The sequence below is a fragment of the Kocuria sp. 2SI genome (assembly GCF_005502825.1).
GTDB lineage: Bacteria > Actinomycetota > Actinomycetes > Actinomycetales > Micrococcaceae > Kocuria > Kocuria palustris.
Genome location: NZ_SCNB01000017.1, coordinates 30537 through 44867 on the forward strand (window position 1 = coordinate 30537; position 14331 = coordinate 44867).

At 72.7% G+C, this 14331-nt stretch carries 8 protein-coding genes; 4 read left to right on the plus strand and 4 right to left on the minus strand.

Features of this window, described 5'->3' with window-relative positions:
* Positions 1 to 614 precede the first annotated feature (614 nt).
* Both FFS25_RS10030 and mfd read left to right on the plus strand, forming a co-directional pair.
* Positions 615 to 2351, plus strand: a complete 1737-nt coding sequence (locus tag FFS25_RS10030; RefSeq protein WP_137802808.1) for a hypothetical protein — start codon at positions 615 to 617, stop codon at positions 2349 to 2351.
* Positions 2352 to 2522: 171 nt separating this feature from the next.
* Positions 2523 to 6266 (plus strand): transcription-repair coupling factor, encoded by a 3744-nt coding sequence (gene mfd, locus FFS25_RS10035; protein WP_137802809.1) that lies wholly within the window; start codon positions 2523 to 2525, stop codon positions 6264 to 6266.
* A 731-nt stretch (positions 6267 to 6997) separates the two neighbouring features.
* Here mfd and FFS25_RS10040 read toward each other — a convergent pair.
* The 4 genes from FFS25_RS10040 to nirB form a co-directional block, all read right to left on the minus strand.
* On the minus strand, positions 6998 to 7294 hold the full coding sequence (locus FFS25_RS10040; RefSeq protein ID WP_024290039.1) for a hypothetical protein: 297 nt from the start codon (positions 7292 to 7294) through the stop codon (positions 6998 to 7000).
* A 140-nt stretch (positions 7295 to 7434) separates the two neighbouring features.
* Positions 7435 to 8142 carry a deoxyribose-phosphate aldolase gene (gene deoC / locus FFS25_RS10045; protein ID WP_235586791.1) on the minus strand — a complete coding sequence of 236 codons (708 nt, stop codon included), beginning with the start codon at positions 8140 to 8142 and terminating at the stop codon, positions 7435 to 7437.
* A 153-nt stretch (positions 8143 to 8295) separates the two neighbouring features.
* Positions 8296 to 10248: a uroporphyrinogen-III C-methyltransferase gene (gene cobA, locus FFS25_RS14040; protein WP_137802810.1), complete on the minus strand. Its 1953-nt coding sequence runs from the start codon at positions 10246 to 10248 to the stop codon at positions 8296 to 8298.
* Positions 10249 to 10306: 58 nt separating this feature from the next.
* Positions 10307 to 12946 (minus strand): nitrite reductase large subunit NirB, encoded by a 2640-nt coding sequence (nirB, locus tag FFS25_RS10055; protein ID WP_137802811.1) that lies wholly within the window; start codon positions 12944 to 12946, stop codon positions 10307 to 10309.
* A gap of 236 nt (positions 12947 to 13182) precedes the next feature.
* On the opposite strand from nirB, the gene nirD reads away from it, so the two are divergent.
* Together nirD and FFS25_RS10065 are read left to right on the plus strand one after the other, a co-directional pair.
* The gene (nirD, locus tag FFS25_RS10060) at positions 13183 to 13524 is read left to right on the plus strand and encodes a nitrite reductase small subunit NirD (RefSeq protein ID WP_061710765.1); all 342 of its coding nucleotides are present in this window, start codon (positions 13183 to 13185) and stop codon (positions 13522 to 13524) included.
* A complete protein-coding gene (locus FFS25_RS10065; protein ID WP_137802812.1) occupies positions 13521 to 14318 on the plus strand; it encodes a sirohydrochlorin chelatase in 798 nt (265 codons plus the stop codon). Before nirD ends, FFS25_RS10065 begins: the two co-directional genes overlap by 4 nt.
* Positions 14319 to 14331: the final 13 nt, after the last annotated feature.

The following is a 14331-nucleotide window of genomic DNA, read 5'->3' on the forward strand; positions in this document are numbered from 1 at the left end:
GAGCAGCCCGTTCTTATCCCCCGTGCAGGAGCCTCCGGTTCTGGTGCCCACGGCTCGCTCCTGCGGTCAATGTACCAACAGCTCGACCGGCTCGCGGGCCGCCTGACAAGGGGTGAAGCCGCCGCGCGCCCGCCATGGCGCCGATCGGCGGCGGCAGCGCTCGAACGCAGCCTCGTGAACGGGTCGGCATATGACGTCCGCGCCTCGGCTTGCCTCGCACCGGCCCCCTACGCTGGGAGTGAGACCGGCCGGGCCCGGGGAGCGCGTGGGGACGCGCTCAGCGCCGAAAGGATCCCCGGCTCGGGTGCTGCGCGGCGACGGCCGGAGGAGCGCGCCGGCTGAGCGCAGCCACGGGGACAGCAGTCACGGCGACAGGGGGAGCGGCGATGACCGAGATATCGCGATCGACGGACGGCGGCGCAGCGCCCTGGGCCGTCGCGCACGGCAGACAGCGGGACGGGTCCGACAGGCAGCCCGACCGAGGTGCCGCGCCGAACAGGTCCTCGCACTGCGATGCCCCGCGAGATCCGGTGCTGGGGACCGCGCGCTGGCTCCCCGGCGGTGTGTACGGCGAGGCCCTGGCAGTCCACGTGCACCGTCCCAGCGAGGGACCGGTGCGCGCAGCGATCGTCCTGGCTCCGCCCGTGGGCCGCGAGCAGGTCATCTCCTACCGGACCCTGCGGGTCCTGGCGATCCGAGCGGCGGCGAGGGCGGGAGCAGTCGTGCTGAGGCCGTCGTGGAGCGGGGTCGGTGAATCAACGGGTCGGCTGCCCGCAGATCCGGCCGGCGCTTGGCACGAGGACCTGCTGCGGCTGATCGCAGCGGCGCGCGTGGCAGCGCCGGGGGCGGCGGTCTCGGTCATCGGCATGCGCCTGGGCGCCGCGGTGGCGGCCGGGGCGCTGCAGCATCCTGAGGCCGCCGAGGGCACCGTCCTGTGGGAGCCGGTCGACGGCCGGCGCTTCGTGCGCGAGCACCGGGCGCTGCGACGGATGTCCGCGGGCCTTCCGCCGGCGGAGGGGATCGAGCTGCCGGGGCTGAGCCTGAGTGCAGAGCAGGCCGCCTCCCTGGCCGCGCTGCGGCTGCCCTCCGACCAGGCGCTCCACGGCCGAGGCGACGTCAGCATCGTGCGCGCCGCGGCGCAGGACAGGGTCGGGGCCGAGCGCATGTACGCCGTGGGCTCCCGGGATGCTCGGGTCCCTCTCGAGGTGCTGGACCGGGTCATCTCGCTGGCGGTGCCGAGCTCGGAGGAGCGCACGGCGCGGCGACCCTCCGCGGACGCCTCGGCTGGTGAGCGTCATCATGCGCAGACGGCGACGGCCTCCGCTCCGGAGCTGGCCTGGCCCAGGCACTGGGACAACCCGCTCCGGGACGGCCTGCTCGCCGTGCGCAGCGAGTTCGTGACGATCGGACCCCATCGACTGCCCGGCGTGCTGACGCGGCCTGTGCCGGGGCAGGCTCCCGAGGCTCAGGCCTCACGGCCGCCGTCCGGTGCAGCGTGGGGCCGGGATGGAGGGCCGTCGTCGGAGCGGGCAGCGGGGCTGCTGCTGATCGCCGCCGATGCCGAGCCCATGGACGGGCCCACCGGTCTGTGGGCGCGCACCGCCCGGGAGCTGGCCGGGCAGGGGCTGGTCGTGCTGCGCGCCGAGCGCCGCGGGATCGGCGAGGCCGGGGACCCGGCAGCCCTGGGCGAGCCGATGCCGTACACCGAGGAGGCCGTGGAGGACACCATGGAGGCCGTGCGCTGGCTCAGGGCGCGCGTGGACGGACCCGTGGCCGCCGCGGGACTGTGCTCCGGGGCGTGGATGGCGCTGAAGTCCGCTCGGCAGCTCGACCTGGCGATCCTGCTCAACAGCGTCGCCTGGACCCCCGACGGCGACTACTACTGGCGCTTCTACCGCGACGGCGCCGTGCAGCGGCTGCTGGGCGGACGCGAGCGCCTCGGACGGGACCCGCACGCATGGCGCGCTCGTCTCAAGCAGCGGCTGAAGACCGCGCGGCGGGTGGTGCTCAGCACCATGCCGCTGTGGCAGCTGCGGATCGTAGCGCGCACCGGCCAGGTCCAGATGCTGGGGCAGATGCTGCGAGATCCGTCGGGGCTGCCCCCGGTGGACCTGCATCTGGGCGACGGCGACCGCGAGAGCTTCGAGATGGCCGGAGGTCAGCGGGAGGTGCGCGCCCTGCAGCGCCGCGGCGTGCACTTCCGTGCGATGTCCCTGGGCGATGCGGATCACGCGCTGCTGGCCGAGTCGAGCAGGCGGCGCGCCGTAGCCGCGCTGCGAGGCAGCCTGGGCTTGGCGCACCCGAGCGCCGGGACGGCCTCGGTGCAGGACCACACCTCGGCCGGCGGCTGAGGCCTGCGTCCCAGCCCGACGCTGCGGCGTCCGACCCGACGAGTAGCCTGGTGGCCTCAGTCCCGCACGCACCTCGAGCCGCCCCTCGATCCGAGTGCAGGGCCATTCGCCGTGTCGCCCCAGACCGCGCCCTTCTCGATCCAGCCGTGCCCACCAGGAGTCCCGCAGCACATGTCCCTCACCGGCCTCGCCGACATCCTCGCCCAGGAGCCCTCGCTGGCCACGGTCCGCGCCCAGGCGGGCGTGCGCCCTGCGGAGCGCTCCGCCGAGACCGTGATCAGCGTGGCCGATGGCATGCGCCCGGTGCTGATCAGCCAGCTGCTGGCGGGTCTGCGCAGTGCTCCGGCCTCCGACGGTCAGCAGCCGGTGCTGCTCGTGGTCACCGCCACGGGCCGGGAGGCCGAGGAGCTCGAGCAGCAGCTGCCGGCCTGGGCCCCGCAGGCTCAGGTCGCCTCGCTTCCGGCCTGGGAGACGCTGCCGCACGAGCGGCTCTCGCCGCGCTCGGACACCGTGGGCCAGCGCCTGGACGTCATGCGCCGGCTGGCTCACCCGGAGCAGGGGGCGCTGGATGTCATCGTGGCTCCGGTGCGCGCGGTGCTGCAGCCGGTCGTGGAGGGCATGGGGGACCTGCAGCCGGTGGTCCTCGAGCGCGGGGCCGAGCAGTCCTTCGACGACACCGTCCGGGCCCTCGCCGATGCCGCCTACTCCCGCACGGACATGGTCTCCCGCCGCGGCGAGTTCGCCGTGCGCGGAGGGATCCTCGACGTCTTCCCGCCCACCGCCGATCATCCGGTGCGCGTCGAGTTCTTCGGCGATGAGATCGAGGAGCTGCGCTGGTTCGCGGTGGCCGATCAGCGCACCCTGCGCAGCGGCGAGCACCCGCAGCGCATCGTGGCTCCGCCGTGCCGCGAGCTGCTGATCACCCCTGCGGTGCAGTCGCGCGCCGCCCGGCTGAAGGATCGCCTGCCCGGTGCGGAGGCCATCCTGGAGCGCATCGCCGGCGGCATCTACTCGGAGGGCATGGAGTCGCTGGCCCCGTTGCTGGCCGATCGCATGGTGCCCGTGCTCTCGCTGCTGCCTGCCGGGTCGATCGTGGTGGTGCAGGAGCCGGAGAAGGTCCGTGCCCGTGCCGAGGACCTGGTGGCCACGAACGAGGAGTTCCTGGCCGCGGCCTGGGAGTCCGCGGCGGACACCGATCAGGCGCCGCTGGACGTGGCCCAGGCCCAGTCCCTGGAGGACGACGGCCGCACCCTGGCCTCCGGGTCCTTCCACACGCTGGCCCAGTCCCGGGAGACCGCTCTGGAGGCCGGGCTGGGCTGGTGGTCCACGACCGCACTGACCGTGGGCGCGCAGCTCTCGGAGGTCGACGCCGACACCGACGAGGCGCTCGTGCGGCTGATGGACACCGACGCCGACACCCTGACCGTCTCGGGGCGGGCACCGCGGCGCTTCGGCGGCGATGTGGAGGCTCTGCTGGAGCACCTGGGCTCGCTCGTGCGCGAGGGCTGGCGCGTGGTGGCCGTGACCGAGGGGCCGGGTCCGCTGCAGCGCCTGGCGGAGCTGATGGGCAGCGCGGACATCCCCGCCGCTCGCCACGAGTCCCTGGAGGTCGAGCCCACCGCCGGCGTCGTCGAGCTGACCACAGCCGGGGTGTCCACGGGCTTCGTGCTCGACGACCAGCGCGTGGCGCTGCTCAGCGAGGCCGACGTCCTGGGGCGCTCGTCGTCCTACGCGGCCAAGACCAAGACGGCGCTGCCGCAGCGGCCCCGGCGCAACGCGGTGGATCCGCTGGCGCTGCAGCCCGGCGACTACGTGGTCCACGAGCAGCACGGCGTCGGTCAGTTCATCGAGCTGATCGCCCGACCGATCGCCGGTGCGGTGACCAAGCCCGGGCAGCCCAAGCCGCAGCGCGAGTACCTGGTGCTCGAGTACGCCCCGTCCAAGCGCAATGGGCCCAAGGACCGGCTGTTCGTGCCCACGGACCAGCTGGACCAGATCTCGACCTATCAGGGCGGGGAGGCTCCGGTGCTGTCCAAGATGGGCGGCTCGGACTGGAATGCCAAGAAGCGCGCGGCCAAGCGGGCGGTCAAGGACATCGCCGCCGAGCTGATCCGCCTGTACTCGGCGCGCATGGCCACGCGGGGCCACGCCTTCGGCCCGGACACCCCGTGGCAGCGCGAGCTCGAGGAGGCCTTCCCCTACATCGAGACCCCCGATCAGCTCACCACGATCGACGAGGTCAAGGCCGACATGGAGAAGGAGGTCCCCATGGACCGCCTGATCTCCGGTGACGTCGGCTACGGCAAGACCGAGGTCGCGGTGCGTGCGGCCTTCAAGGCCATCCAGGACGGCAAGCAGGTCGCGGTGCTCGTGCCGACCACGCTGCTGGGCCAGCAGCACGTCGAGACGTTCTCCCAGCGCTACTCGGGCTTCCCCGTGCGCGTGGCGGGACTGTCCCGCTTCCAGACCCCCAAGGAGTCCAAGGAGGTCCTGGCTGGGCTGCGCGACGGCTCCGTGGACCTGGTGGTGGGCACCCACCGCCTGTTGAGCAAGGAGGTCCAGTTCAAGGACCTCGGGCTGATCATCGTGGACGAGGAGCAGCGCTTCGGTGTGGAGCACAAGGAGAAGCTCAAGGCCATGCGCACGGACGTCGATGTGCTGTCCATGTCCGCGACCCCCATCCCGCGCACGCTCGAGATGTCGCTGACCGGCATCCGCGAGACCTCCACGCTGGCTACGCCGCCGGAGGAGCGCCACCCCGTGCTGACGTACGTGGGCGCCTACACGGACCGGCAGGTCACCGCCGCGATCCGCCGCGAGCTCATGCGCGAGGGCCAGGTCTTCTTCGTGCACAACCGGGTCTCGTCGATCACCCGCCGTGCCTCGGAGATCGCCCAGCTGGTCCCGGAGGCCCGCGTGGCGGTGGCGCACGGGCAGATGTCAGAGACCGAGCTCGAGCAGATCATCCTGGACTTCTACGAGAAGCGCTTCGACGTCCTGGTCTCGACCACGATCGTGGAGACCGGCCTGGACATCGCCAACGCCAACACCCTGATCGTCGACGGCGCGGACAAGTACGGGCTCTCGCAGCTGCACCAGCTGCGCGGGCGCGTGGGCCGCGGCCGCGAGCGGGCCTACGCCTACTTCCTCTACGACGTCGAGAAGCCGCTGACCGAGACCGCCCTGGAGCGGCTCAAGGCCGTGGCCGCGCACAACGAGCTCGGCGCCGGCCTGCAGCTGGCGCAGAAGGACCTCGAGATCCGCGGTGCCGGCAACCTGCTGGGCGGCGAGCAGTCCGGTCACATCCAGGGCGTGGGCTTCGACATGTACCTGCGCTTGGTCGGCGAGGCCGTCTCCGAGTTCCGCGGTGACGAGGACACCGCGCCCACGGAGATGAAGATCGAGCTGCCGGTCAACGCGCACCTGCCGCACGACTACGTCCCGGGGGAGCGCCTGCGCCTGGATGCCTACCGCACCCTGGCCCAGGCCTCCGACGTGGACGGCATCCGCGAGGTCGAGGCCGAGCTGGAGGACCGCTTCGGCGAGCTTCCGGAGCCGGCGCGGCTGCTGCTCGAGGTCGCCCGCCTGCGTGTGATGGCCCGCTCGGTGGGCCTGTCGGACATCGCTGTGCAGGGGCCGAGCATCCGCTTCGCCCCGGCCGATCTGCCCGAGTCCAAGCAGATGCGCCTGCAGCGCATGCACCCTGGATCCAAGATCGTGCCGGTTCCGGGGGCCGACGCCTCCGGTGCCCGTCAGGTCCTGATCCCCAAGCCCAAGACGGCGCGCGTCGGAGGCAAGGACCTCACCGATGCCGCCGTGATCGACTGGGCTCGCCAGGTGCTCGTGTCGATCTTCGAGGCGCAGGAGCCGCAGGCATCGTCGAGCACAGCGCAGGCGCAGAGCGGTTCGCAGTGATCCCAACGTCGTCCCACGCCAGGGCGCAGATGTCCTCTACTGTGCGGAAGCTCATCTACTTCGGCTATTTAAGGGGACATGTCCGCTTTTCTGCACGGATCGCTACCTGATCGAGGACATCTCACCTATTCTTCTGAAGGTTGAGCGGAGACGGGTTCACCACCCTGCCGCTGTACTGTGCAGAAGGTGCTTGTGACCTTGGGGGCACCAGCACCTCCCGCTGAAGCGGCAGACCCGCAGATGGAGCACCTGACCCTCGGGCAGCTCGCTGCGGCTGACGACCCGCGCGCGTCGCGCAGGCCCTTCGGCCCGTGACGCAGGAGAAGCCCCGCACCCTGGTCGGTGCGGGGCTTCTGTCGTCCCGTCCGCCCTCCCCAGCCGGCACCCCCAGCCATCCCGTTCGAGACTGCGGGAGACAGGAGCACGCCGAGGGGACGCAGCGGACGGCCTTCCGGGCCCGAATTGCGGCGGATGGGTCCCCTCGGCGACGATCCTCGACCGCGTACTCATTCCTGCCCATACCCTGCGTGTCCGCCCGTGAGAGATCGCCTGTGCAGGCCTTCGCGCCGCGAAGGCCTGCACAGGCGACTCCTCCTGGCGGCTCGGGGGCGGCAGCGGGCCCGCAACGCTGCCGAGGCCACATTCCTGGGTACGACGACGGCGCGCCGCCCGATCCCGCGAGGGGAGGGGCGGCGCGCCGTGAAGGGGCCGGAAGATGCTCCGGACGAGGCTCAGTGGCCGGCGGGCTTGCTGATGTTGGTCGCAGCCGAGGCCGGCAGGTCCAGCGCCGTCTCGTGCCCGCCGATGGGGCGCGAGCGGGTCTTGGAGGCCATGATCCCGGTGGGGACCAGCAGGGCCGCTCCGTAGACGCCGATGCCCAGCAGGAAGAGCCAATTATCGTGGTAGGCGAACAGGTAGAAGCTCACCAGGATGGTGGCCATGGCGCCGATCAGCAGGATCAGGCTGACCGCGCCGGTGCCTTCGCCGGAATGACGGCGGACCTTGCGTCCCTGGGCATCGACAGCCATTGAGTCCTCGTTTCCATGGTGCGGCGGGTGCGGCCGCGATCGTGCGGGTTCCTGACGGCCAGTGTACGTCCTTCGTGCAGCGGTCGCTCCGAGCCCCTGCCCGCGAGCTGCCCAGCCGTGGCCCGAGGGCGCGCGGCGGCTCAGCCGAGCAGGGCGGCTCCGGCCGAGGCGCCGATGCGCGAGGCCCCGGCGCGCAGCATCTCGACGGCCGCCTCGTGCGTGCGGATGCCGCCGGAGGCCTTCACGCCGATGCCTCGGCCCACGGCCGCGCGCATCAGCTCGACGTCATGGACCGTGGCGCCGCCGGTGGAGAAGCCGGTGGAGGTCTTCACGTAGTCGGTGCCACCGGCCACGGCTGCCTCGCAGGCGACGGTCTTCTGGGAGTCCTCGAGCAGGCAGGTCTCGATGATGGTCTTCAGCTGCGCCCCGCCTTCGTGGACGGCCTCGGCCACCGTGCGGACGTCGTGCTCCATGGTGGGGCGGTCGCCGGCGCGGGCTGCCGCGATGTCCAGGACCGTGTCGATCTCCTGGGCGCCGTTGCGGATGGCCTCGCGGGCCTCCCAGGCCTTGGCCTCGGGCGTGGAGGCGCCCAGGGGGAATCCGACGACGGTGCACACCAGCACATTCGAGCCCGCCAGGGCCTCGGCGGCACGGGCCACCCACACTCCGTTGACGCACACCGAGGCGAAGCCGTGCTCACGGGCCTCGGCGCACAGCTGGTCGATGGCCTCCGCGGAGGCCTCCGGCTTGAGCAGGGTGTGATCCACGCGCGAGGCGATGTCTGCGGCGGTGATGTCCGACAGCGAGGAGATGGGCTGGCGCTCGGTGGGGTCGTAGGCGGAGGTCATGTGCTGGGCCTTCCTCATGTGTGGGGGATCCCGCCCTGTGCGGACGGGCAGCGGCTCGGATGCCGCGCGGCGACCTGTGGGCGGCTCGGCGGTCTCTGCTGTCGAGGGTATCGGGCAGCCCCGACGCCGGCTCGCTGAACTCGTCAGTGCGCCTCAGCGCTGCGGCCCGGGTCCCAGGACGTCGCAGAGCTGGTTGATCATGGCGCCCATGCGGAACCGCTCGGGCACCAGGGCGGGGATCCCGGCCTCCTCGAGGGGCTGAGCGGTCACCGGCCCCACAGTCGCCGCGACCACCGCGCGGGCCGATGCGTCCTGCCCCGGGTGGAAGGCCGCGGCGAAGTCCTCGGCCAGTCCCAGGGCGGCGGCTGCGGAGACGAGGGCCTGGGCGCCGGCGGCCGAGGTGAAGGTGACTGCATCGATCCGTCGGGCGCAGACCTCGCGCACGAGTTCGGGCACGGCGCCGGTCTCATCGGCGTCGGCCCATCGGTGCGGGGTGACCGTCAGGATCTGCGCCCCGGCCTCGGCCAGGCGCTGACGCTGGTCCCGATCCGCGAACCCGTTCTCCTGCCAGCCCACCACGGCGCCGCTGAGGCCGCGGCCGTAGGCCTCCTGCAGCAGGTCGACGAGACGGGGCAGGGTCTCGTCGGGGGAGATGCCCGCGTCCTGCAGCCCCAGATTGCGCACGGCCGCCCGTCCCTTGGGCCCGCGCACCCACAGATCGGCCTCAGAGAGGACCTCGAGCGCTTCCTGGGACAGCCCGGCCGCCTCCACGACCTCCCACCACCGCTTGAAGCCGTAGCCCGTGGTGATCACGAACAGCCCCGGGCGTGCGGCCAGCAGGCGGCGCGTGTCGGCGATGACCTGCTCTTCCTGCTCCACGGGTACGAGCTTCAGCGACGGAGCGGCCAGGACCTCGGCCCCGCGACGGCGCAGCGCGCCCATCTGGTCCTCGGCCCGGCGGTGGGCGGTCACCGCGATGCGCCGCCCGGCCAGCGGCAGGTCCTTCTGCGCGATGTCGGGCGGTGCCACGGCCCGGTGCGGGGTGAGCTCGCCGAGCACGCGCTCGCGGTCCTCGGCGGCCAGCGCGGCGACCGGCCCGATCACGGTCACCGCGGGCGAGACCGCCGAGGCCAGGTCTACGACGGCGCTGCCCAGCTGGCCCGTGAGCGTGCGCTGATCGGGGGAGAAGCCCTTCTCCACCACGGCGATCGGCAGCTCGGGGGAGACCCCGGCGCGCATCAGCCCGCTCACGAGCTGCGGCAGGGTGGAGACCCCCATCAGCACCACGAGGGTGGCTCCGGTGCCCAGCAGCCGCGCGAAGCCGGCCAGCTCGTCGTCGTCGAAGGGCAGGTGCCCGGAGGCCACGGTGAAGGCCCGGGAGACCTCGCGGAAGGTCAGTGGGATGCCAGCCGCGCCGGGCACGGCCACGGCGGAGGTGATGCCGGGAACGGTCTCCACGGGGATGCCCCAGGACTCGCAGTCGGCGGCCTCCTCCCCGCCGCGGCCGAAGACGTAGGGATCCCCGCCCTTGAGGCGCACCACGCGGCGGCCGCGGGAGGCCGCGGTGAGCAGCTGGCGCTGGATCTGCTCCTGGGGCACCGGGTGGTGCCCGGGCCACTTGCCCACGCGCACGATCTCGGCGTGCGGGGCCTGGGTCTCGACGACGCCCTGCGGGGCCAGCCGGTCCAGCAGCACGACGTCGGCATCGGCCACGGCCTCCAGCCCGCGCACTGTCATCAGCTCCGGCGCACCGGGGCCGCCGCCCACCAGGGACACGCCCTTGCCGGGGGCGGGCACGATCGAGACCGGCACGGGTCCGTGGGCCTCACGGAGCCGCAGCAGCAGCCCCTCCCACGGGGCGCGATCGCCGACCACGACGACGAGTCCCGGTGCCCCGCCTCTCAGGGCCTGCTCGGCAGCGGCCTCGTCGCCGGGTGTCTCGCCCGCCTCGGCCGCGGCGCCGGAACCAGCACCGGCGGCACCAGCCGGACCGGCGACCGCGCGGACCTCGGCGCCGGCGGCGCGCAAGCGCCTGGCCGGGCGGGAGTCGTCGTCGGCGCCGAGCAGCAGGAGGCGAACGCCGTCCACAGAGGTGTCGAGAAGCATGTGATCAGCCTAGAACGGCAGGCCGGTCGTCTGGTCCACGCCCCCGGCGGAGTGCGGCTCAGCCCTGGGCGCCCACCGGGATGCGGGTCCCGGAGATCAGCACCGGGCCCGTGCCGTCCTCGGCGGCGGCGATCTCCTCCGGGGTGGCCGGGCGGATCTGCTCGCGCTCGAGCACGTACTGGCGGGCGGAGTCGTCCGAGGCATCCGGGTCGTTGACGAACGGGCGGAACCGGCGCAGGCGCTGCGGGTCGCGCAGGGTCGCGGCCCACTCGTCCTCGTAGCCCTCGACCTGGCGCTGCATGTCCGCCTCCAGGTCGGCGCAGATGCCCAGGGAGTCGTCGATCAGCACCGCCTTGAGGTGGACGATGCCGTCGCCGTACTCCTCGTCGAGGTCCTCGAGCCATCGGGCGGTGCGCTGCAGCTTGTCCGCGGTGCGGATGTAGTACATGAGGTAGCGGTCCACGTACTGCACAAGCTCGGCCTCCGAGACGGACTCGGCGAAGACCCTGCCGTGAGCGGGATTCGCCCCGCCGTTGCCGCCCAGATACAGCGTCCAGCCCTCGGGGGTGGCCATCACGCCGATGTCCTTGGACTGGGACTCCGCGCAGTCGCGGGCGCAGCCCGAGGAGCCGATCTTGAACTTGTGCGGCGAGCGCAGCCCGCGGTAGCGGTTCTCCAGGCGGATGCCCATGCCCACGGAGTCCTGCACGCCGTAGCGGCACCAGGTGGAGCCCAGGCAGGACTTCACGTTGCGCAGGGACTTGCCGTAGGCCTGCCCGGACTCGAAGCCCGCGTCCACGAACCGCTTCCAGATCGCGGGCAGCTCCTCGAGTCGGGCGCCGTAGAGCCCGATGCGCTGAGCGCCCGTGATCTTGGTGTAGAGCCCGTATTCGTGCCCGACCTCGGCGATCACCGCGAGCTTCTCCGGGGTGATCTCCCCGCCCGGGATACGCGGGACCACCGAGTAGGTGCCGTCCTTCTGCATGTTGCCCAGGTTGCGGTCGTTGGTGTCCTGCAGGGTGCCGCGGCCCTCGTCGAGCACGTAGGCGTGCGGCTGGGAGGCCAGGATCGAGGCCATGGTGGGCTTGCAGATCGCGCAGCCGTCCTGACCCCTGCCGAAGCGCTCCAGGGCCTCCGGGAACGTGCGGATGCCGGTGGCGCGCACCGCCGCGTAGAGCTCGGCGCGCGAGAGCTCGAAGTGCTCGCACAGCGCCTTGGAGACCGTCAGGCCCATCTCGGCCATGGTCTTCTCGAGCGTCTTGTGCATCATCGGCACGCACGAACCGCACTGGGTGCCGGCATCCGTGCGCTTCTTCAGCTCCGGCACGGACTGGTGGCCGTCGCGCACGGCCTGGCGGATCTCCCCGAAGGGCACGCCGTTGCACGAGCACAGGATGGCGTCATCGGGCAGCTCGGTCTCGGGGGCGTCGCCGCCGGCCGCGGAGAGGTAGCGAGCCGGCTCGGCCGGCAGCGGTCGGCCCTGCAGGGGGCGCAGGGCGTCGTAGGGCTCGGCATTGCCCACGAACACGCCGCCGATCAGGGTCTCGCGGTCCTCGGCCACCACGAGCTTCTGATAGATCCCGGCCACCGGATCGGAGTAATCGACCTCGATCGCCCCGGGTGTGGTCGCGTAGACGTCGCCGAAGGAGGCCACGTCCACGCCAGCGAACTTCAGCCGGGTCGAGGTATCGAAGCCGGAGACCTCGCCGTCCCCGCCGTGGAGGCGATCGGCCACGACCTCGGCCATCTTGTTGGCAGGGCCCACCAGGCCCCAGGTCTGGCCCAGGATGTGCGCGACCTCGCCGATGGCCCACACGTGGGCCACGGAGGTGCGGCAGGCCTCGTCGACGACCACGCCGCCGCGCGGGTCCAGGTGGAAGCCTGAGCGCCGCGCCAGGCCGGAGCGGGGGCGGATGCCCACGCCCAGGATGACCATGTCCGCCTCGAGCCGGCGCACCACCGCCTCGGGGCCGGGGCCGTCGGCGACGTTCACGCCGATCACGTTCTCCTGCTCGTCCAGCTCCACGCCCTGGATATAGCTCGAGCACTGCACGTCCAGGCCCTGCTCGCGCATCAGCGAGTTGACGGCCAGTCCGCCCTCGCGGTCCATCTGGGTGCACAGCAGGAATTCTGCGACGTCCAGGATGGTGGCCTCCGCACCCAGATCCAGAAGCCCGGCGGCGGCCTCCAGACCGAGCAGACCGCCGCCCACGACCACCCCGCGCGGGGCGCGCCCCAGCTTCTGCTTCAGCTGCTCGACCTCGGCCACGATGCCGCGTACGTCGTCGATCGTGCGGAAGACGTGGACCCGGTGGGCGCCCGGGATGTTCAGGGTAGCGGCGTTCGAGCCGGTGGCCAGCACGAGCTCGTCGTAGGCGAAGGTCTCGCCGCTGCGGGTGAGCACCGTGCGGGCCTTGACGTCCAGCTCGGCGGCGCGCTGGCCCGAGCGCAGCTCGATGCCCGGTGTCTGCCACATCTGCGGATCGCCCAGCGTGAGGTCGCGCTCGGCGTCCACGAACAGCTTCTCCAGGGCCACGCGGTCGTACGGGGTCCACTGCTCCTCGGAGAGCACCGTGATCGTGTCCTGGCCGAGCCCGCGCTTGAGCATGGACTGCACGAAGCGGTGGGCGGCGGGGCCCCCTCCGATGACGAGGATCCGGCGTCCCGTCGAGGTGTCCTGGGCGGTGGTCTCTGACATGAGTGGCTTCCTTCGCATCGCGGGTGGGCTCGTTCCGATCAGACCACGCGCCCCCGGGCAAGGAGGACCTCAGTTGCCTTCAGATGCTGCGGGACCTGCGCGCGGCAGCGGCCTGCGGGTACGGTTCGGGACAGGGCCGCGCCGAGCTCGCGGCGCCTCTCGAGGCCTCCTGCGGAGGGCTCGCACACCGGGCACGGCGCTCGCCGCGCCCGAGGACCCAGGCAAGGAGCCGCATCATGAGCGCCACGACCGCCGTCGAGATCTGCCGCCTCGAGGACCTGGAGACCGGCTGGGGCGAGGTCGCCCTGGTCGAGGGCCGCCAGGTGGCCGTCTTCCGGCTGCCGGACGACACCGTGGCCGCGGTGGATCACGCCGATCCCCGCTCGGGCGCGCTCGTGATCGCCCGCGGGATCGTGGGCGCCACGCTCGACGGGACCCCCACGATCGCCTCCCCGCTCTACAAGGAGGTCTACGACCTGCGCACGGGCCAGTGCCTCACGACCGATGCCTACGAGCTGCCCGTCCACGACGCGACCGTCTCCCCGCAGGGCCGGGTCGTCGTGGCGCTGCGCCCGTGAGCGCGCGGGGCGCCGGAGCCCCCGGACCCCGGTCCGAGGTCGATCCCGTCCTGCTGCTGTGCGCGCACGGCTCGCGCTCGCCGACGGCTCAGCGCGCCACGGCGCGGATCACCGAGCAGGTCGGGCGCCTGCTGCCGGGAACCGAGGTGGTCGAGACCTGGGTCGACGTGCAGACCCCGGATGTCGCTCAGCGATGCGCCGAGCTGGCTGATCGCCCGGTCGTGATCGTGCCCCTGCTGCTGTCCGCCGGCTACCACGTGCGCCACGATCTGGAGCTGGCCGTGCACGGGCGGCCGCACCATGTCGTCGTCGGTGCTCTGGGACCGGATCCGCGGCTCTCCACGCTGCTCGCGCGCCGGCTGGCGGAGGCTGAGCAGGAGCCCGTTGCGGCCGAAGACGGCCACGCCGCGGCCGGGGCAGGCGAGCGCAGCGAGGATCCGATCGTGCTGATCGCCGCCGGCTCCTCCGACGAGCGCGCGGTGGCCGATGTCCGCGCCCAGGCGCAGGATCTCGCGGGGCGTCTGGGGCGCCCCGTGGAGACGGGCTTCGTCTCGGCCGCGCAGCCATCGGCGCCGGAGGCCGTGGAGGCGGTGCGGAAGCGGACGGGGCGGCCGGTCACGGCGGCGTCGTTCCTGCTGGCGCCGGGGCAGTTCCACGACCGGGCCGCGGACGCCGGAGCCGAGCGGATCTCGGCGCCGCTGCTCGCCGAGGACGCAGTGGCCGAGGAGATCCTGGAGATCGTGCTGCAGCGCCGGCAGGAGGGCCTGCGACTGCTGGCCTCAGGCGGGCGCTGAGCCCGGGCGGCGG

Bases quoted from the DNA above. Each gene is read 5' to 3' on its own strand.
- nirD (WP_061710765.1), top strand. From the start codon at position 13,183: ATGAGCGCCACGACCGCCGTCGAGATCTGCCGCCTCGAGGACCTGGAG.
- cobA (WP_137802810.1), bottom strand. From the start codon at position 10,248: ATGCTTCTCGACACCTCTGTGGACGGCGTTCGCCTCCTGCTGCTCGGC.
- FFS25_RS10040 (WP_024290039.1), bottom strand. From the start codon at position 7,294: ATGGCTGTCGATGCCCAGGGACGCAAGGTCCGCCGTCATTCCGGCGAA.
- mfd (WP_137802809.1), top strand. From the start codon at position 2,523: ATGTCCCTCACCGGCCTCGCCGACATCCTCGCCCAGGAGCCCTCGCTG.
- deoC (WP_235586791.1), bottom strand. From the start codon at position 8,142: ATGACCTCCGCCTACGACCCCACCGAGCGCCAGCCCATCTCCTCGCTG.
- nirB (WP_137802811.1), bottom strand. From the start codon at position 12,946: ATGTCAGAGACCACCGCCCAGGACACCTCGACGGGACGCCGGATCCTC.